This window comes from Bradyrhizobium liaoningense (genome assembly GCF_018130785.1).
Taxonomy (GTDB): Bacteria; Pseudomonadota; Alphaproteobacteria; order Rhizobiales; family Xanthobacteraceae; genus Bradyrhizobium; species Bradyrhizobium liaoningense_A.
Genome location: NZ_JAFCJT010000002.1, coordinates 382248 through 399758 on the forward strand (window position 1 = coordinate 382248; position 17511 = coordinate 399758).

Genomic DNA, 17511 nt, shown 5'->3' on the forward strand with positions numbered 1-17511 from the left:
GAGTCGATATGCCAATTCAAGTGCTGATGCCCGCGTTGTCGCCCACGATGGAGAAGGGCAACCTTGCCAAGTGGCTGAAGAAAGAGGGCGAGACGATCAAGTCCGGCGACGTCATCGCCGAGATCGAGACCGACAAGGCGACGATGGAGGTCGAGGCGACCGACGAGGGGACGCTCGGCAAGATCCTGATCCCCGAGGGTACAGCCGACGTCGCGGTGAACACGCCGATCGCGACCATTCTCGCCGACGGCGAGAGCGCTGCTGATCTCGCCAAGGCGCCTGCGCCCGCCAAGCAGGAGAAGACCGCGGAGTCTGCGCCGCCCGCTGCTGCGAAAGCCGAGGCACCCGCGCCGAAGGCTGCGCCCGCACCGCAGGCCGTCGCCGAACCCGATCCCGAAGTGCCCGCCGGCACCGAGATGGTGACGCAGACCATCCGCGAAGCGCTGCGCGACGCGATGGCCGAAGAGATGCGCCGCGACGCCGACGTCTTCGTGATGGGCGAAGAGGTCGCCGAATACCAGGGCGCCTACAAGGTAACGCAGGGCCTGCTCCAGGAGTTCGGCGCCAAGCGCGTCATCGACACTCCGATCACCGAACACGGTTTTGCCGGCGTCGGCGTCGGTGCCGCCATGACCGGGCTGAAGCCGATCGTCGAGTTCATGACCTTCAATTTCGCCATGCAGGCGATCGACCAGATCATCAACTCGGCGGCCAAGACTCTGTACATGTCCGGCGGCCAAATGGGCTGCTCGATCGTGTTCCGCGGGCCGAACGGTGCGGCTGCACGCGTCGCCGCCCAGCACAGCCAGGACTACTCGTCCTGGTATTCGAACATCCCGGGCCTGAAGGTCGTCGCGCCGTTCTCGGCCGCCGATTACAAGGGCCTGCTCAAGGCCGCGATCCGCGATCCCAACCCGGTGATCTTCCTCGAGAACGAGGTGTTGTACGGCCACACCGGCGAAGTGCCGAAGCTCGACGATTTCGTGATCCCGATCGGCAAGGCGCGCATCGTGCGCTCCGGCAGCCACGTCACCATCGTCTCCTGGTCGAACGGCATGACCTATGCGCTCAAGGCGGCCGACGAGCTCGCCAAAGAGGGCATCGAGGCCGAGGTGATCGACCTGCGCACGCTGCGCCCGATGGACACCGAGACCATCATCAACTCCGTCAAGAAGACCGGCCGCGCCGTCACGGTGGAAGAGGGCTGGGCGCAGAGCGGCGTCGGCGCCGAGATCGCCGCCCGCATCATGGAAAACGCCTTCGACTATCTGGATGCGCCTGTGACACGCGTCTCCGGCAAGGACGTGCCGATGCCCTATGCCGCGAACCTGGAGAAGCTGGCGCTGCCCTCGGCGGCTGAAGTGGTCGAGGCCGCCAAAGCCGTCTGCTACAGGTAGACCATGGCGGGCCCGAAGGAGCAGCCACTGCCGCCCGACGTCATGACCCGCGAAGATGCGGTCGAGATCCTGCGCGTGTTTGTGCTGGACGGCGGGCTGTCGATGGCGTTCCAGCGGGCCTTCGAGGAGCCCGACATGTGGGGCCTGCTGCTGGTCGATCTCGCCCGTCACGCCGCGCGCGCGTATGCGCGCGAGAGCGAATACACCGAGGAAGACGCGCTGAACCGGATCCTCGAGATGTTCCAGGCCGAGATCGAGCGTCCTACAGACACCGGCACCACGACGCCGCGCGGCAAGGGACACTGACCGTGGCGATCGAAGCCCATCATTTCGATTTCATGCTGGAGGCGATCCGCGAGGCGGAGGCTTCGATCGCGCAGGGCGGCCTGCCGATCGGCGCCGTGCTGACGCGCGGCAATGAGATCATCGCCCGCGGTCACAACAACCGCGTGCAGGAAAAGAACGTCATCCTGCACGGCGAGATGAGCTGCCTGCGCGAAGCCGGCGTGATCTCGTTCCACGACACCGTCATGTACACCACGCTGTCGCCATGCTCGATGTGCGCCGGCGCACTCGCTCTGTTCAAGGTCCAACTGGTGGTGATCGGGGAATCCGTCACCTTCCCGGGCTCCAAGGACATCCTCGACAAGTTCGGCATCCCCTGGATCGATATTGCGGACGACCGCTCCATCACCATGATGAAGAACTGGCGTTCCAATCCTGCCAATGAGCGCCTGTGGCAGGGCGACATCGGCAACTAAACCTGGTCTGTTCGTCTTCGCTTTTGGAGACGACGTTTTGCAAAGTTCTTCTTGAGGTCAGCATGCCCATCAACATCCTGATGCCCGCTCTCTCGCCGACGATGGAGAAGGGCAACCTCGCCAAGTGGCTGAAGAAGGAAGGCGACAAGGTCAAGTCCGGCGACGTCATCGCCGAGATCGAGACCGACAAGGCCACCATGGAGGTCGAGGCCATCGACGAAGGCACGATTGCCAAGATCCTCGTGCCCGAGGGGACGCAGGACGTCCCGGTCAACGACGTGATCGCGGTGCTGGCCGGCGAGGGCGAGGACGTGAAGGCGGCTGGTGCCGCGAAGCCCAGTGCCTCGGCTGCGCCCCCGAAAGCCGCCGAGGCTCCCGCTGCTGCGCCGGCGCCCGCACCTGCAGCGCCCAAGGCCGCTCCGCCCCCCGCCGCCGCACCAGCGCCGCAGCCTGCCGCACCAGCCGCGCAGAGCAACGGCCATGGCGGCCGCGTGTTCTCATCGCCGCTCGCGCGCCGTCTCGCCAAGGACGCCGGCATCGATGTGTCGATGGTGACAGGTACCGGCCCGCACGGTCGTGTCGTCGCGCGCGACGTCGAGCAGGCCAAGTCCGGCAAGGGCCTGAAGGCGCCTGCCGCTGCGCCGTCCGGCGCGCCCTCGATCGCGCCGACCATGTCGGACAAGCAGATCCTGTCGCTGTTCGAGCCCGGCTCCTACGACATCGTCCCGCATGACGGCATGCGCCGCACGATTGCGCAGCGCCTGACCGCGTCGATCCAGAACGTCCCGCACTTCTATCTGACCATCGACTGCGACATCGGCAAGCTGCTCGCCGCGCGCGAGGAGATCAATGCGGCTGCTCCCAAGGACAAGGAGAAGAAGCCGCTCTACAAGATCTCGGTCAACGACTTCGTCATCAAGGCGATGGCCGTTGCGCTCCAGAAGATCCCGAACTGCAATGTGAGCTGGACCGAGTCCGGCATGGTCAAGCACCATCATTCCGACGTCGGCGTCGCCGTGGCGATGCCGGGCGGCCTGATCACGCCGATCATCCGCAAGGCCGAGACCAAGACGCTCTCCACCATCTCCAATGAGATGAAGGATTTCGCCTCACGCGCCCGCTCGCGCAAGCTGAAGCCCGAGGAATACCAGGGCGGCACCACGGCCGTCTCCAACCTCGGCATGTTCGGCATCAGCCACTTCACCGCCGTGATCAACCCGCCGCACGCGACGATCCTCGCGGTCGGCACCAGCGAGGAGCGCCCCGTGGTGCGCGGCGGCAAGATCGAGATCGCGCACATGATGAGCGTGACGCTCTCGTGCGATCACCGCGCCATCGACGGCGCGCTCGGCGCCGAGCTGATCGGCGCATTCAAGCAGCTGATCGAAAATCCCGTCATGATGATGGTCTGAGATGGCGCATGACGACGCGCTGGCCCTGGATCTCGATGCTGATCTCGCTGGTCGCGACGCTCAGCCCGCTCGGCCGCGACATCGTTGTATCAGCCTTCTTCGCCGGTGAAGCGCTGTCGCGCAACATCTGGGCGCCGATCGCGCTCACCATCTTCGCCGTCATGGCGGCGGTCATTCTCCTGGAATGGCTGATCAGAACCTACATCCTCAATCGCCGCGCCCGCGGCGCAACGACCGCTTGAGTTGAACGGGAGCCGCCATGGCCGATACATCCTTCGACGTCATCATCATCGGCTCCGGGCCCGGCGGCTATGTCACCGCGATCCGCGCCGCCCAGCTCGGCTTCAAGGTCGCGATCGTCGAAAAATCCTATCTCGGCGGCATTTGCCTGAACTGGGGCTGCATCCCGACCAAGGCGCTCTTACGCTCCGCCGAGATCTACCACTACATGCAGCACGCCAAGGATTACGGACTGTCGGCCGAGAAGGTCTCGTTCGATCCGAAGGCCGTGGTGCAGCGTTCGCGCGGCGTTTCGAAGCGGCTCAACGACGGCGTCGGCTTCCTGATGAAAAAAAACAAGGTCAGCGTGATCTGGGGCGCGGCATCGATCGACGCGCCCGGCAAGGTCACCGTGAAGAAGTCCGACGTCGAGGGGCCCAAGGGCGCGCTGGGCGAGGGGAGCTATCAGGCCAAGCACATCATCGTTGCGACCGGCGCGCGGCCGCGCGTGCTGCCGGGCCTCGAGCCCGACAAGAAGCTGATCTGGACCTACTTCGAGGCGATGGTGCCGGAGCGGATGCCGAAATCGCTGCTGGTCGTCGGCTCTGGCGCGATCGGCATCGAGTTCGCGTCGTTCTTCCATACCATGGGCTCCGACGTCACCGTGGTCGAGGTGCTGCCGCAGATCCTGCCCGTCGAGGATGCGGAGATCGCCGGCCTTGCCCGAAAGCGCTTCGAGAAGATGGGCATCAAGATCATGTCCTCGACCAAGGTCACGAAACTCGAGAAGAAGGCCGACAGCGTCGTCGCCACCATCGACGACGGCAAGGGCAAGCCTGTCACCACCGAGTTCGAGCGGGTGATCTCTGCGGTCGGCGTCGTCGGCAACATCGAGAATCTCGGCCTCGAAAAGCTCGGCGTGAAGACTGACCGTGGCTGCATCGTCATCGACGGCTACGGCAAGACCAATGTTCCGGGCATCTACGCCATCGGCGACGTCGCCGGTCCCCCGATGCTGGCGCACAAGGCCGAGCATGAGGGCGTGATCTGCGTCGAGGCCATCAAGGGCCTGCATCCGCATCCCATGGACAAGAACATGATCCCGGGCTGCACCTATTGCCAGCCGCAAGTGGCCTCCGTCGGCCTCACCGAAGCCAAGGCCAGGGAGAGCGGCCGAGAGATCCGCGTCGGCCGTTTCCCGTTCGTTGGCAACGGCAAGGCGATCGCGCTGGGCGAGGATCAGGGCCTGGTCAAGGTCATCTTCGACAAGAAGACCGGCCAGCTTCTCGGCGCCCATATGGTCGGCGCGGAGGTCACCGAGCTGATTCAGGGCTACGTCGTCGCCATGAATCTGGAGACGACGGAAGAAGAGTTGATGCACACGGTCTTCCCGCATCCGACCCTGTCGGAAATGATGAAGGAAGCTGTGCTGGATGCCTATGGAAGGGTTTTGAATATTTGACGATTGGACGGCGGCGCTGTTGGTTCCGTCATCCTGAGGTGCTCGCGCAGCGAGCCTCGAAGGATGAACGGCCGAGAGGCAGCCGGGCTCGTCGCCCTTCGAGGCCTCCGCTTCGCTCCGGCACCTCAGGGTGACGAGTCAGATACTGAACACAGAATAACAAAAGGGATGAACCCATGCACGACAACGACAATTTGACCATCGAACGCCCGACCTTCGTCACCCATCTCGAATGCGCGATGGAAGGTGATCATTACGCCGCCGACCAGGTCCACAATCTCTCCAAGGCCGGTAAGCCGCTGCTGGTGCGCTACGACCTCGCTGGTGTGAAGAAGGCGCTGACCAAGGATGCGCTTGCTCAGCGTCCTGGCGACATGTGGCGCTACCGCGAGCTCTTGCCCGTGCGCAAATGCAAGGACATCGTCTCGCTCGGCGAGGTCACGACGCCGCTGATCCGGCTGCCGAAGCTCGGCGCCAGGCTTGGCGGCGGCGAGATCATCGTGAAGGACGAGGGGCGGCTGCCGACCGGCTCGTTCAAGGCGCGGGGCCTCGTGATGGCGGTGTCGATGGGCAAAGCGCTCGGCATCAAGCACATGGCGATGCCCACCAACGGCAATGCCGGTGCGGCGCTCGCGGCCTACGCGACCTCCTGCGGCATCAAGACCACGATCTTCTGCCCGGCCGACACGCCCGAGGTGAACGTCAGCGAGATCGAGCTTCAGGGCGCGACCGTCTATCGCGTCAACGGCTATATCGATGATTGCGGCAAGATAGTCGGCGAAGGCAAGGCAAAGGTCGGCTGGTTCGACACGTCCACGCTCAAGGAGCCGTACCGCATCGAGGGCAAGAAGACGATGGGCCTGGAGCTCGCCGAGCAGCTCGGCTGGGACGTGCCCGACGTGATCTTCTATCCGACCGGCGGCGGCACCGGCCTGATCGGTATGTGGAAGGCTTTCGACGAGCTGGAGAAGATCGGATTCATCGGCTCCAAGCGCCCGCGCATGGTCGCGGTGCAGGCGTCGGGCTGCGCGCCGATGGTGCGGGCCTATGACGCCGGCACCGAGCATGCGACGCGCTGGGAGGACGCCCACACCATCGCCTCCGGCATCCGCGTGCCGCAGGCGATCGGCGATTTCCTGATCCTGCGCGCGGTGCGCGAGAGCAAGGGTTTTGCCATCGCGGTCGACGACGACAAGATCTCGTCGGCGCTCAACGAAGTCGCGCGCGAGGAGGGGCTGCTGCTGTGCCCCGAGGGCGCCGCGACCTACGCCGCGTACAAGGACAGCCTCGCCGACGGCCGCGTCAGCAAGACCGACCGCGTGATGCTGTTCAACTGCGCGACCGGCCTGAAGTACCCGCTGCCGCCGGTCACCCGCACGCTCGATCGCCACAAGCCGATCGACTACACGCAGTTCTAAGCAGGACCGGGCAGCTGGAGCGCGATGGTCGCGCTCCAGCGCGTCATTTCGCCTCTTCACGAACGATCCCTCTTCCCGTACGCGGGGAGGGCAACAATAAAAATGACATCGCTGGGGAGAAGACAATGAAGAAGGCCATCTGGGCCGGGCTGATCGGTATTCTCGTTGCTAGCGCCGCCGCGCAGGCCGACGACTATCCCTCGCATCCCATCACCATCATCGTTCCCTTCGCCGCCGGCGGCCCGTCGGACGCGATGGCGCGCGTGCTCGCCGAGCGCATGCGGGTGACGCTCGGCCAGCCGCTCGTGATCGAGAATGTCACCGGCGCGGGCGGCTCGATCGGCGTCGGTCGCGCCGTGCAATCGCCGCCGGACGGCTACACGATCTCCTTCGGTCATCTCGGCACCCATGTTGCCAACGGCGCCGTCTACAAGCTCAAATACGACCTCGTCGCCGATCTCGAGCCGGTGGTGCTGCTGCCGAGCAATCCGATGATCGTCGTCAGCAAGAACGCGGTGCCCGCGACCTCGCTGAAGGAGCTCATCGAGTGGCTGAAGTCGCGGCCGTCGCCGCCGACCGCCGGCACCGCCGGCGCAGGCTCCGGCAGCCATATCGCCGGTGTCTATTTCGAGAGCGTCAGCGGCATCAAGCTGCAATATGTGCCGTATCGCGGCACGGCTCCCGCGCTGAACGATCTCATCGCCGGCCAGATCGACGTCATCATCGATCAGACCTCCAACTCCATCAACCAGGTCCGCGCCGGCACGATCCGCGCCTACGCCATCACCGACGACAAGCGGCTCTCGTCGGCGCCGGACATTCCGACGGCAGCCGAGGCGGGGCTGAAAGGCTTCAACATGACGTTGTGGTCGGGCCTGTGGGTGCCGAAGGGCACGCCGAAGGAGATCGTCACCAAGCTCAATGCGGCCGCGGTGGAAGCGTTGAACGATCCCGCCGTGAAGAAGCAGCTCGAGAGCCAGGGCCTCGAGATGACGCCCAAGGATCAGCTCACGCCCGAAGCGCTCGGCGCCCGCCAGAAGGCGGAAATCGCAAAATGGTGGCCGATTATCAAGGCCGCCAACATCAAGGTGGATTGAGCGCCTCGCCGCGGCCGCAACGCGGAGTGTCTGGCCGTCAGGAGCGGGCGGGACTCCGCGCCGCCGCATCACATCGTGGCGCCACCGGGGCCCGACAGCGCCGATTCCAGGCATTGAATCAGGGTTGGCGTTGAAAACGGCTTGGCGAGAAAGCAGGTCGCGCCGGCCTTCAGCGCGCGGTCGCGCACGGCGTCGTCGGGAAAAGCCGTCATGAAGATGAAGGGCGTGATGCGCCCGAGGCCGCGCATATGCGTCAACAGCTCGACGCCGCTCATGGCCGACATCTGTACGTCCGCGATCACGCAGGAGGTTGCGTCCAGTTCGGCGGATTGAAGAAATTCGTGAGCGGAACCAAAGGTGTAGACCGTATATCCTCGCGACGTCAGGAGGTTGTTCGTCGCAAGCCGAACGGAGGGATCATCATCAATGACGGAAATGATCGAAGGTACTGGCAATATGATCGCTCCTGAACGGGGCGCCGCCGGCCGCAGTTCAGCCGCCTCCGGAAAGTGGGCCTCCGGAGCGAGATTGGAAAGCATACTTAGGTTTGCAGGTGACCCCTATTGCGCGGGATTCCGAGCGCGTCGGTCATTCTGACGAGATCGGCCAACGACTTCGCCTCCATTTTCCGCATGATCTGCCCGCGATAGATCTTCACGGTGATCTCGGCCAATCCGAGCTCGGCGGCGACCTGTTTGTTCATCAGGCCGGATGCAACCAGGACGAGGACGTCGCGCTCGCGCGCTGTCAGCCCCTCGAAGCGGGATCGCACGCCTGAGATCGACTTCTCGGCATCGCGCCGCTTGCGATCCCGTTCGATCGCCGCCTGCACAGCATCCAGCATGTCCTGATCGCGCACCGGCTTGGTCAGGAAATCGACGGCACCGCTCTTCATGGCTCTCACGGTCATGGGAATATCGCCATGACCGGTGATGAAGATAATGGGCGTGTGAATATTGGCCTTGGCGAGGTCCGCCTGGAGATCGAGGCCGCTCGAGCCTGGCAGGCGGATGTCGAGCACAAGGCAACTGGGGACCGCAGGCGGTTTGGCCTCCATGATCTCCGCCGCTGAACTGAAAGCCTCGACCTTGAGGCCGACCGATTGAAAGAGATTGGTGAGTGCGCGGCGCATCGACGGATCATCATCGACGATCAGGACGATCGGATCACCGGCGCTCGCCTGCGCCTGCTTGGCATGGTCGGTCACGACGTGTCCTTGAGCGGCAAGGGCAGGGCGATCTGGAGTGTTGCACCGCTCCCCTCATTTTGAAAGGCCGAAAGCCGGCCGGCGTGAGCCTCGATGATCGATCGGCAGATCGCGAGTCCCATCCCCAGACCGCCCGATTTCGTCGTGAAGAAGGGGGTGAAGATGCGTTGCTTTACGTCCTTGCCGAGGCCGACACCGCAGTCCGTCACGGTGAGGAGCAGGCGGTCACCGTCGTCGTCGTTCGTCCGGTTCGAGCGGATCGCCAATTCGCGCGGGCGATCGACATTGGCTTGCATGGCTTCGATGCCGTTCATCACAAGGTTGATCAGCACCTGCTGGAGCTGGATTCGGTCGCCGCAAATCCTGGGCAGGTCGGACGCCAACTCCATTCGCACCGACACCGCATGGGTCGCGAGCTCGCGCCGAACGAGCGCCACCGCCTCCCTGACCACCTGGTTGATGTCGAGTGGAACGACTTCGATCTCGGTTTTCTTCGCGAGTGCCCTGATCCGGCGGATCACCTCGCTGGCCCGATTGGCGTCCTCGACAATCCATTCTGCTGAACGGCGCGCAGCCTCAAGGTCGGCGGGGTTGCGGTCGAGCCAAGCGATGCAGGCGTCCGCATTGGAGATCACGGCGGCGAGAGGCTGGGTGATTTCGTGGGCAATCGAGGCCGTAAGTTCGCCGAGCGTCGTGACGCGCGTGACATGGGCGAGCTCGCCTTGCGTCTTGCGCAGCGCCTCTTCCGCCTGCTCAACGCGGATCGTCGCCGTGACGTCGGTGCTGACGCCGCGATAGCCGAGAAAATTGCCTTTCGCGTCATGAAGGGGCTTGCCGCTGGTGCGCACGTAGATCGGAGATCCGTTACGATCCCTGCTGCGGTAGACCAGATCGCGGAACGGAAGGTGGGCATCTAGCGCCGCGCGATGCTGCTCCCATTTCTCCGGCTCGAACTCGACATCGGGCGGAATGTCCCAGCGGGTCAGGCCGATCAAACCCGTCGGCGCAGCGCTGGACGTATCGGCATGTTCCGATATCTGGGTAATGCGGTGGTCCGGCCCGGTCTCCCAGAACCAGTCTGATGCGGTTTCGGCATAGTCGCGGAACCGCTCCTCGGATGCCTTGAGCTCGTCGAACGCCTTTTGCAGCGCCTCTTTGGCCGTGAACTGCTCGGTGACGTCCACGTGCGTGCCGATGATTTCGGTCACCTCGCCGTCGCCGCCAATCACCGGATGTCCCTCGCTATGGACGCGTCTGATCGAGCCGTCTGGACGCGCGATCCGGAAGTCGATCTGGAAGGGCTGCTTTTGCCGGATCGCTTCACGTTCCATCTCGACAATCCGCTGAAAGTCCTCCGGCAGGATACGTTGCTGAAAAGCCCGGGCCGGCACATCGATCTGGTCCGGCTCAAACCCGAACAGGCGGTAGAGTTCGGCCGAGCGGTAGGCGAATTCATGACGATGAACGTCCCAGGCCCAGCTGCTCGTTTGGCTGAGGCGTTGGGCTTCAGCCAAATAGGCTTCGCTGCGACGCAGCCTCTGTTCCGCTTCCTTCGCAATCGTGACATCGGTCACCGCCCCGACGAACTCGATGCGCCCGGATGCGTGTCGTACCGCACGTGCCACGGAATGGAGATATTTGACCGATCCGTCCGGCATCAGCAGACGATACTCGTGGTCAAAATCCTGTGCCAAGCGGTAGGCCCGATCAAGGGTCCTGCGGACCGTATCGCGATCTTCCGGATGGATGCGCTGAAGGGCGAAGTTCAGGGTCGGCTTCGTCGCCGGGTCGCATTGGAAGATGCGAAAGGTCTCCCTCGACCAGACGGCTTCGCCCGTCGCGACGTTCAGGCCAAAGCTGCCGGTGTGGCTCAGTTCCTGCGCCTGGGCGAGGTAGGTCTCGTTCTGCCGCAGAGCATCCTCCGTCTCCTTGCGCTGGGTGATGTTCTCGCAGGCGACCAGCAGGATCGGCGTGCCATCGCCGCGCAGCATCGCCTTGGCGTTTTCACGGACCCAGAGCACCGAGCCGTCCTTCCGGAACTTGCGAATTTCCCAGGTATGCGACTGGTCCAGGGTCGTCAGGCACAACGCGACGCATTGACGAACGAAGTCGTGGTCCTCCTCGAAGAAGACGTTCAGCACGGAGTGGCCGATCAGCTCGGCCGTCGTGTAGCCCAGTTGTGCGGCGCCAAATGTATTCACGTTGAGCACCGTTCCGGCTGGATCAACCATGAAGTACATGACCGGATTGTGCTCGAACACCTCGCGCCATTGCTTCACGGCGTCACGCAGACCGGTGTTCTGCCGCGGGTCGTCTGCGACCGCGGGCCTGGCCTTCTCTCCGTTGCCGAATGATCGAAGCGCCGCAAGGCCGCCGAGCAGGAATTGTGCGGCCGAATTCCCGATTTTCGTGATCTGGCCAGGCATCATCGCAAGCGTCCGGCTCGCTGGCGTCAATGCGAGTAGAGCACTTTGCAATAACAGGGGCAATTCCCTCCGACCAAAGTAGGATTTCGCGCGAAACTCCCGGTCGCCGTGCAACTGGCAAGCGTTGCTCTGTCTCGTTGCGGCAGAGGCCCGCAAAACTACGGCACAAACCTACGTATAGCTCGCGCATCCCTAGTTCTAGCGCGCATTTACCTCCGTACAATTGAGCGATGCGTTGCAGGCGGCCTAGTCTTGCGGCCAATCGAGAGGAGGCGATTGCGGAGCACGAATTGTCGAGATGCTCGGTGTGTTGCACCCAAAGAGCCAAGCTCTGCGTCCGCCGCCCTGACTTGCCGGATGAATCGGCGGTCACGATTGAGAAGCCGCATTTTCCGTGACGACCGTGGTGACCGTGCATTTGCGCACAGGGAAGCCAGGATCCCAAGAGGTCAAGAGGAGAGGATAATGTGCGATAGCCCCGAGTACTCCGAGCGCCGCCCTGATTCCAAGGGCTGTGCTGTCTGCGCCGGCAAGTTTGGCCTGATCCGATACTACTCGTGGCGGGCGCCACTCTGCTCCAGAAAATGTCTTGATCGCTTCAGGGCGCGCCGCGAACGCGACCGCCGATGGCTGTTTCGATTTCAGGCGGCATGAGGATCAGCCGCGCATCTGGCCCGTCAGGCAATTCCTTCATCAGGAGGCTGCGTTGAACCGTACCTGCAAGCTCCTGCTGGCGATCGCGCTGCCGCTTCCGCTGGTGACGGGCGTGGAGGCCGACGAAGCTGGACGGGATGGTTCACATCGTCATCATCCGCTTCAGGATCAACTGCTGCACGAGAAGTTCTATTCCAGCTGGCACATGCCGGACAATCCTGTGCTCAGCTGCTGCAACAACGCGGATTGTTACCCGACCGAGGTGCGATACGTCGACGGGAGGGTCTACGCGCGTCGCCGGGAAGACGGGAAGTACATTCTCATCCCATCCCAGAAGGTCGAGCGAAACAGGGACAATCCCGACGGCCGCAACCATCTCTGCGCGCCGCCGCCGTCCGCCTCTCTGGTCGACACCGTTTACTGCTTCGCGTTGGGAGGTGCCACGTGAGATTCATATTGGTGAATGGCAGGACCCCTTTTCGCAAAACATTCTGTCTATGGTGCTGCGAGGAGATCAGCGGCGGATACCTCCGCGATGCGAAGACGCTGCTGCCCTACTGCGGCTACGGGTGTTACGCGCTTCATCACGAAGCAGCGCCGTTGATCGAGAGGCGAGCGCAGGCGGCGTCTTGAGCAGACGGGTGGGCGAGGCGCATCGGCGGACGCGGCTGCCGGCACGAGAGGACACGACGTTGAGATTCATGCTCGTCAATCAGGGCCAACCTCGCCATGGCGGCACCTGCAGCGCGTGCGCCCAGCCGCTGGGCTCGAGTTACGTCCGGCATGTGTCCACGCAACGGCGGTACTGCGCGTATGATTGCTACCGCCGATATCAGCAGACGAACATGGAAACGCTCTGGCCTTACCGCAGTTCGCTCGAGGCGATCACGGTGTTCGCGGCTATTTCGAGCTGGAGCTGGATGATGCAGATGAGCGCGCTCTCGCGCACGCTGACGGAAGCATTTCTGCGCGCGCACGAACCTTCTGACCACGGAAGGAGGTGACGGCTAGCCTAACGATGCGGGCCGCGCAGAGGGGGCGGCCGCAGTCACTGCATCCAGCTTCGCGCCGCGTCCAGCCCCGGCGTTGCGAAGCTAGGGCGCGGGGGCTGCGGCCGCTGCCGTGGATGCCGCGCTGACTTCGTGCGTCGTAATGCGTTGCTCGGACTTCGCCGTGGCTGTGCCGATGCCCTCGAACCGGGCGCGGTAGACCAGCACGTTCTCCATCACGCGCTGGACGTAGTTGCGCGTCTCCGACAGCGGGATGCGCTCGACCCAGTCGACCGGATCGACCTTGGGGTCGCGCGGGTCGCCGCGCGCCTGCACCCATTCGCGCACCCGGCCGCGGCCGGCATTGTAGCCGGCGAAGGTCATGATCTGGTCGCCGCGATATTCCGACAGCAGCGCGCTGAGCTCGGCCGCGCCCATCTGCGTGTTGTAGACGGGATCGGAGACCATCCTGTCCCAGTCATAGGTCAGGCCAAAGCGTCTTGCGGTATCGCGGCCCGCCTCCGGCGTCACCTGCATCAGCCCGACGGCGTTGGCGGCAGATTTGTCGCGCTGGTCGAACGAGCTTTCGGTGCGTGCCACCGAGTAGATCACGCTGGTCTCGATCGCGGGCGCGACCTGCTTGTGCTCGGGGATGCCGATGGTCGGGAAGGCGTAATGGTCGAGCGCAAGCCCGCGCGCCAGCGCCGACTTGCCGACCTGCAGCATCACGCGCGCATCGTTGCGCCGGCCGGCGAGTTCGCCGAGCGCTTCCAGGGTTGCGACGTCGGTGCTCTCCTTGGCAAAATCTTCGGCGTAGTAAAACACCACGTCGCGCTCGCCGATGCCGTAGAGCATCTCGGCCGCGCGCACCCGCTCGTCCGCGGGCTGCGTATCGGCCGCGGCCAGCACGGGTGAGGGCGGGCGCAGCTCGATCCGGTCGAGGCCGAGCCTGGCGCGTGCGAGCTGGCCGTAATAGGCGGTCGGATAGCGCGCGGCGGCCTGATAGCTCATGCGCGCATCGGCCGTCGCGCCCATCGCCTCGGCCGCGCGGCCGCGCCAGTAATGCGCACGCGACAGCGCGATCGGGTTGACCGAGCCTTCGTCGATCGCGGCGAAATGCACCATCGCCACCTTGGGATCGTCGAGATAGCGCAGCGCGATCCAGCCGCACATGAAGTGGTAGTCGATGCGATAGACTTCCATCGCGGGTACCGCCGCCGCGCGCACCACGTCGTAGGCGGTCCTCGACTTGCCCTGGTCGAGCAGCTTTCGCGCGAGCAGGCGGCGCTCGCGCCACCAGGCATCGGTGTCCTGGGCCGCCATCGTGTCGGACGCGGCGGCCAGGATCACCTCGGCGGCGTCATCGATGCGGTCGTTCTGGAGATGCCACTGCGCGCGGCACAGGACATAGCCGAGATCGCGGCGCGCCTCGGCCGGCACGTCCTCGAGATAATCCCCCGCCTTGCTGGCTTTGCCGGTGACCGCCGAGCAGGCCTTGACGATCGCGAGCGCATCTTCGCCGAGCCGCTTGGCCGCGCGCCTTGCGCCGGCGTAGTCCTTGGCGCCGAGGCGCTTGTCCATGCGGGCGCGATGGTCGTCAGCGGTCAGGAGATCGCGGAATGCCTCGTAGGAATCCTCCTCGCTGCGCTCGGACAATTCGTCCGTACGCCAGGCCTCGCGCACGAGGCGAGCGGCCCTGTCGGCCTCGCCTTCGGTCAGCAGCACGCGGGCGAGCGCGAACTTGCCCTTGGCGCTGGTCGGCCGGTCCATCGTGAACTTGTGCACGGTCGCCGCATCGCTTTTCTCCTGCCACAGCCGGGCCTCGGCGCGGCGGCGGAGCAGAGCGTTGCTCGGCCAGTCCGGATTGGCGGCGACGAAGGCCGCGTAGCGCTTGAAATTCGCGGTGCTCTCGGAGTGGCGCAGCATGAACCAGTCGGCGAGCTTCTGTCCGGCGGGATCGGCAATGCGGTCGCGCGCCGCGCTCGCATCCTCGGTCTTGCCCTTGCGTGCGAGATCGATGGCGTCCTTCAGCGCGGCGAGGTCGCCGGTGAGCGGTGGGGCTGCCTGCTTGTCCGAGGGCTCGTCGTCCTTCTTCGACTTGCGCCTGGCATCGGCGTGCTTGCCGTGGCGCGACTTCGCGGCGGCATGACGCTGCTTGCCGGCCTTGTTGCTGGCTTTCGCCTCATGCGTCTTCTTCGACGCGGACGACTTGTGACTGCTCTTCGCTGCGAGCTCACTAGGGATGAAGGCCAAAGCGGCCACGGTAACGACACACGCGAGCGAGCGTAGGCACTGGTTCATTCGATGGTCCCCCTGCGAAACCACTACAAACCAAGGTCCGCGACGACATGCGGCTTGAGAATCAAAGACGACAACGAAGACGATGCCACGACATCGTTTCGCATTCCTCACGCTCCTTCAACAATGCGGCAAAATACGGATGGGAACTCGGGAACTTCCGAAATCGCGGAAATGGCAACCCTTTAGCTTTTGTTAACGAATGGGGCTCGCGCGACGGTTGCGTGCGGTCAGGGGCGTCGCGAAGGCCAGATTGCGCGTGTTCCCGTGGTCAAATCCGGTGTATTGAGTTCCCGAAGCCGTTCTTGCAGCATTTGCCCCGCACCCATGCCACTTTTCAACCAGTCGATCCGGCGCAAGATCGTTGGCATCGCCCTCGGATTGATCGTCCTGATGCTGGTCACCTCGATCCTGTCGATGGTGATGTCGAGCCAGGTCGGCGTCCTGCTCGACGAGCTGACCGATCGCTACATTCCGGCCTACGGCCATCTGGCGCGCGCCAACATCCGCTCGCTGGAGCGGTCGGTGGCGCTGCGGCGGATGGTCATGATGAAGATGCAGGCGCCCTCGGAGGAGGAGGCCTATGCGGCGCGCCTGCGCGAATTCGAGGAGGCCGATCGGAGGATCGACGAGGAGGCCGAAGCCGCGCGCACGCTCATCAACGCCATCATCGATGACTCCAGGACGCCGTCCGACAATGCCGGGCTGGCGCGGATCGAGACCCGCATCGAAACCGTTCTCACCGAGCTGCGGCAGGGGATGAACGAGGAGCACGCCAAGCTGCTCAAGCAGGTCGACGCCAAGCAGATGACGGAGACGCGCGGCACGCTCGAGCATCTCGACGCGCTGCGCGACCAGTTCAACCAGAAGATCGACGCGATCCGCGCCGACATGCTCAAGCAGGTCTTCGCCAGCACATCGACAGTGATCAGCCGCCAGCGGCAGGCGATCATCATTTCGGGCATCGTGACATTGCTCGCGGCGGTCGTCGGATTTGCTTTTGCGCTCCTGGTCTCCAGCGGCATCACACGGCCGGTGCGCCTCTTGCTCGCCGGCACCCGCGAGGTCGAGGCGGGTCATTTCGACAAGACCATCACCGTCTCGACAAAGGATGAGATCGGCGAGCTCGCGGCCGCCTTCAACCGCATGACCGAGCAGTTGCGGCACAACGAACGCATCCGCGAGACTTTTGGCCGCTATATCGACCCCAAGGTCGTGCAGGGGCTGATCGACCGGCCGGAGGTCGCCATCGACGGCCAGCGCCGGGTGATGACCATCATGTTCTGCGACATGAGCGGCTTCACCTCGATGAGCGAGGGCATGACCCCGCGCGGCCTCGTCAAGGTGATGAACCACTATTTCACGGTGATGTCCGGTCCCATCAGGAACAATCGCGGCATCATCGACAAATATATCGGCGACGCCATCATGGCCTATTGGGGGCCTCCCTTCATCGAGGAGGACGAGCCGGCGCTGCTCGCCTGTTTCGCCTCCATCGACATGGCCGACCAGGTGCCCGCGCTCCAGAAGCAGTTGCCGGACCTGCTCGGCATCCGCGCCATGCCGGTGCCGTGCGACTTGCGGATCGGCATCGCCACCGGCGAGGTCCTGACGGGCAGCATCGGCTCCGAGCTGATGATGAGCTTTACCGTGATGGGCGACGCTGTGAACCTGGCTTCGCGGTTGGAGGCCGTCAACAAGTCCTACGGCACCCGCATCCTGATCTCGCAGGCAACGGCGGACGCGATCGGCTCGGCCTGCGAGCTGCGCGAGATCGATCGCCTGGCGGTCGCCGGCCAGAGCGTGCCGCAAGCCATTTTCGAAGTGATGGGCAAGGCGCACGGGCTCAGTGTCCCGCAAGCTAGTCTGCGTTCGCACTACGCCGAAGGCCTCGCCGCCTATCGCGCGCAGCGCTTCGGCGATGCGCGCGCCGCGTTCAATGCGGCGCTCGAAGCCGTGCCCGGCGATGGCCCCTCGCGCACGCTGCTCGCCCGCATCGCGCAGTTCGAGACCGATCCGCCGGACGAAGGGTGGGACGGCGCCTGGCGGCTGGAGCAGAAATAGCTGTTTTTTCTGGGCCGGCACTGGCCTGTCCGGAAAAAACGTTTCTACTCGATAACGATGTTCGCCGTGACCTATTTCTCAGGCTTAGGTTTGATGTCCCTTTGAGG

At 64.3% G+C, this 17511-nt stretch carries 15 protein-coding genes; 11 read left to right on the forward strand and 4 right to left on the reverse strand.

The window, feature by feature from the left end:
• The first annotated feature begins 8 nt into the window (after positions 1-8).
• The 8 genes from JQ627_RS07430 (at position 9) to JQ627_RS07465 (ending at position 7766) form a co-directional block, all read left to right on the forward strand.
• Positions 9-1397, forward strand: a complete 1389-nt coding sequence (locus JQ627_RS07430) for a pyruvate dehydrogenase complex E1 component subunit beta (protein ID WP_212483526.1) — start codon at positions 9-11, stop codon at positions 1395-1397.
• Positions 1398-1400: 3 nt separating this feature from the next.
• Positions 1401-1703, forward strand: coding sequence for a DUF5076 domain-containing protein (locus JQ627_RS07435; protein WP_092181243.1), 303 nt, complete (start codon positions 1401-1403; stop codon positions 1701-1703).
• A 2-nt stretch (positions 1704-1705) separates the two neighbouring features.
• Positions 1706-2158: a nucleoside deaminase gene (locus tag JQ627_RS07440; RefSeq protein WP_212483528.1), complete on the forward strand. Its 453-nt coding sequence runs from the start codon at positions 1706-1708 to the stop codon at positions 2156-2158.
• 62 nt (positions 2159-2220) lie between these two features.
• The gene (locus JQ627_RS07445; protein WP_212483530.1) at positions 2221-3570 is read left to right on the forward strand and encodes a pyruvate dehydrogenase complex dihydrolipoamide acetyltransferase; all 1350 of its coding nucleotides are present in this window, start codon (positions 2221-2223) and stop codon (positions 3568-3570) included.
• Between the two features lie 8 nt (positions 3571-3578).
• Positions 3579-3812, forward strand: coding sequence for a hypothetical protein (locus JQ627_RS07450; RefSeq protein ID WP_212483532.1), 234 nt, complete (start codon positions 3579-3581; stop codon positions 3810-3812).
• A 17-nt stretch (positions 3813-3829) separates the two neighbouring features.
• A complete protein-coding gene (gene lpdA, locus JQ627_RS07455; protein WP_212483533.1) occupies positions 3830-5251 on the forward strand; it encodes a dihydrolipoyl dehydrogenase in 1422 nt (473 codons plus the stop codon).
• Positions 5252-5427: 176 nt separating this feature from the next.
• Positions 5428-6669, forward strand: a complete 1242-nt coding sequence (locus JQ627_RS07460; protein WP_212483534.1) for a threonine synthase — start codon at positions 5428-5430, stop codon at positions 6667-6669.
• A 125-nt stretch (positions 6670-6794) separates the two neighbouring features.
• Positions 6795-7766, forward strand: coding sequence for a tripartite tricarboxylate transporter substrate binding protein BugD (locus JQ627_RS07465; protein WP_212483536.1), 972 nt, complete (start codon positions 6795-6797; stop codon positions 7764-7766).
• A 68-nt stretch (positions 7767-7834) separates the two neighbouring features.
• Here JQ627_RS07465 and JQ627_RS07470 read toward each other — a convergent pair whose 3' ends face one another.
• The 3 genes from JQ627_RS07470 to JQ627_RS07480 all read right to left on the reverse strand — a co-directional run bounded on the left by JQ627_RS07470 (position 7835) and on the right by JQ627_RS07480 (position 11402).
• Positions 7835-8221 carry a response regulator transcription factor gene (locus tag JQ627_RS07470; protein ID WP_212484076.1) on the reverse strand — a complete coding sequence of 129 codons (387 nt, stop codon included), beginning with the start codon at positions 8219-8221 and terminating at the stop codon, positions 7835-7837.
• A gap of 86 nt (positions 8222-8307) precedes the next feature.
• A complete protein-coding gene (locus JQ627_RS07475; protein WP_212483538.1) occupies positions 8308-8973 on the reverse strand; it encodes a response regulator transcription factor in 666 nt (221 codons plus the stop codon).
• Positions 8970-11402 carry a PAS domain-containing sensor histidine kinase gene (locus JQ627_RS07480; protein ID WP_212483540.1) on the reverse strand — a complete coding sequence of 811 codons (2433 nt, stop codon included), beginning with the start codon at positions 11400-11402 and terminating at the stop codon, positions 8970-8972. Before JQ627_RS07480 ends, JQ627_RS07475 begins: the two co-directional genes overlap by 4 nt.
• 586 nt (positions 11403-11988) lie before the next feature.
• On the opposite strand from JQ627_RS07480, the gene JQ627_RS07485 reads away from it, so the two are divergent.
• A complete protein-coding gene (locus JQ627_RS07485) occupies positions 11989-12501 on the forward strand; it encodes a hypothetical protein (protein ID WP_249142942.1) in 513 nt (170 codons plus the stop codon).
• A gap of 253 nt (positions 12502-12754) precedes the next feature.
• Positions 12755-13057 carry a hypothetical protein gene (locus JQ627_RS07490; protein ID WP_249142995.1) on the forward strand — a complete coding sequence of 101 codons (303 nt, stop codon included), beginning with the start codon at positions 12755-12757 and terminating at the stop codon, positions 13055-13057.
• Positions 13058-13147: 90 nt separating this feature from the next.
• Here the strand turns inward: JQ627_RS07490 and JQ627_RS07495 are convergent, their stop codons facing one another.
• Positions 13148-15343 (reverse strand): lytic transglycosylase domain-containing protein, encoded by a 2196-nt coding sequence (locus JQ627_RS07495; protein WP_212483547.1) that lies wholly within the window; start codon positions 15341-15343, stop codon positions 13148-13150.
• Between the two features lie 324 nt (positions 15344-15667).
• On the opposite strand from JQ627_RS07495, the gene JQ627_RS07500 reads away from it, so the two are divergent.
• Positions 15668-17404, forward strand: a complete 1737-nt coding sequence (locus JQ627_RS07500; protein ID WP_212483548.1) for an adenylate/guanylate cyclase domain-containing protein — start codon at positions 15668-15670, stop codon at positions 17402-17404.
• Positions 17405-17511 lie beyond the last annotated feature (107 nt).

What these genes read in the sequence shown, in the direction of transcription:
- JQ627_RS07450 (WP_212483532.1), top strand. Translation starts at nt 3,579, where the DNA reads ATGACGACGCGCTGGCCCTGGATCTCGATGCTGATCTCGCTGGTCGCG.
- JQ627_RS07480 (WP_212483540.1), bottom strand. Translation starts at nt 11,402, where the DNA reads ATGATGCCTGGCCAGATCACGAAAATCGGGAATTCGGCCGCACAATTC.
- JQ627_RS07500 (WP_212483548.1), top strand. Translation starts at nt 15,668, where the DNA reads ATGCCACTTTTCAACCAGTCGATCCGGCGCAAGATCGTTGGCATCGCC.
- JQ627_RS07460 (WP_212483534.1), top strand. Translation starts at nt 5,428, where the DNA reads ATGCACGACAACGACAATTTGACCATCGAACGCCCGACCTTCGTCACC.
- JQ627_RS07430 (WP_212483526.1), top strand. Translation starts at nt 9, where the DNA reads ATGCCAATTCAAGTGCTGATGCCCGCGTTGTCGCCCACGATGGAGAAG.
- JQ627_RS07495 (WP_212483547.1), bottom strand. Translation starts at nt 15,343, where the DNA reads ATGAACCAGTGCCTACGCTCGCTCGCGTGTGTCGTTACCGTGGCCGCT.
- JQ627_RS07445 (WP_212483530.1), top strand. Translation starts at nt 2,221, where the DNA reads ATGCCCATCAACATCCTGATGCCCGCTCTCTCGCCGACGATGGAGAAG.
- JQ627_RS07435 (WP_092181243.1), top strand. Translation starts at nt 1,401, where the DNA reads ATGGCGGGCCCGAAGGAGCAGCCACTGCCGCCCGACGTCATGACCCGC.
- JQ627_RS07465 (WP_212483536.1), top strand. Translation starts at nt 6,795, where the DNA reads ATGAAGAAGGCCATCTGGGCCGGGCTGATCGGTATTCTCGTTGCTAGC.
- JQ627_RS07490 (WP_249142995.1), top strand. Translation starts at nt 12,755, where the DNA reads ATGCTCGTCAATCAGGGCCAACCTCGCCATGGCGGCACCTGCAGCGCG.
- lpdA (WP_212483533.1), top strand. Translation starts at nt 3,830, where the DNA reads ATGGCCGATACATCCTTCGACGTCATCATCATCGGCTCCGGGCCCGGC.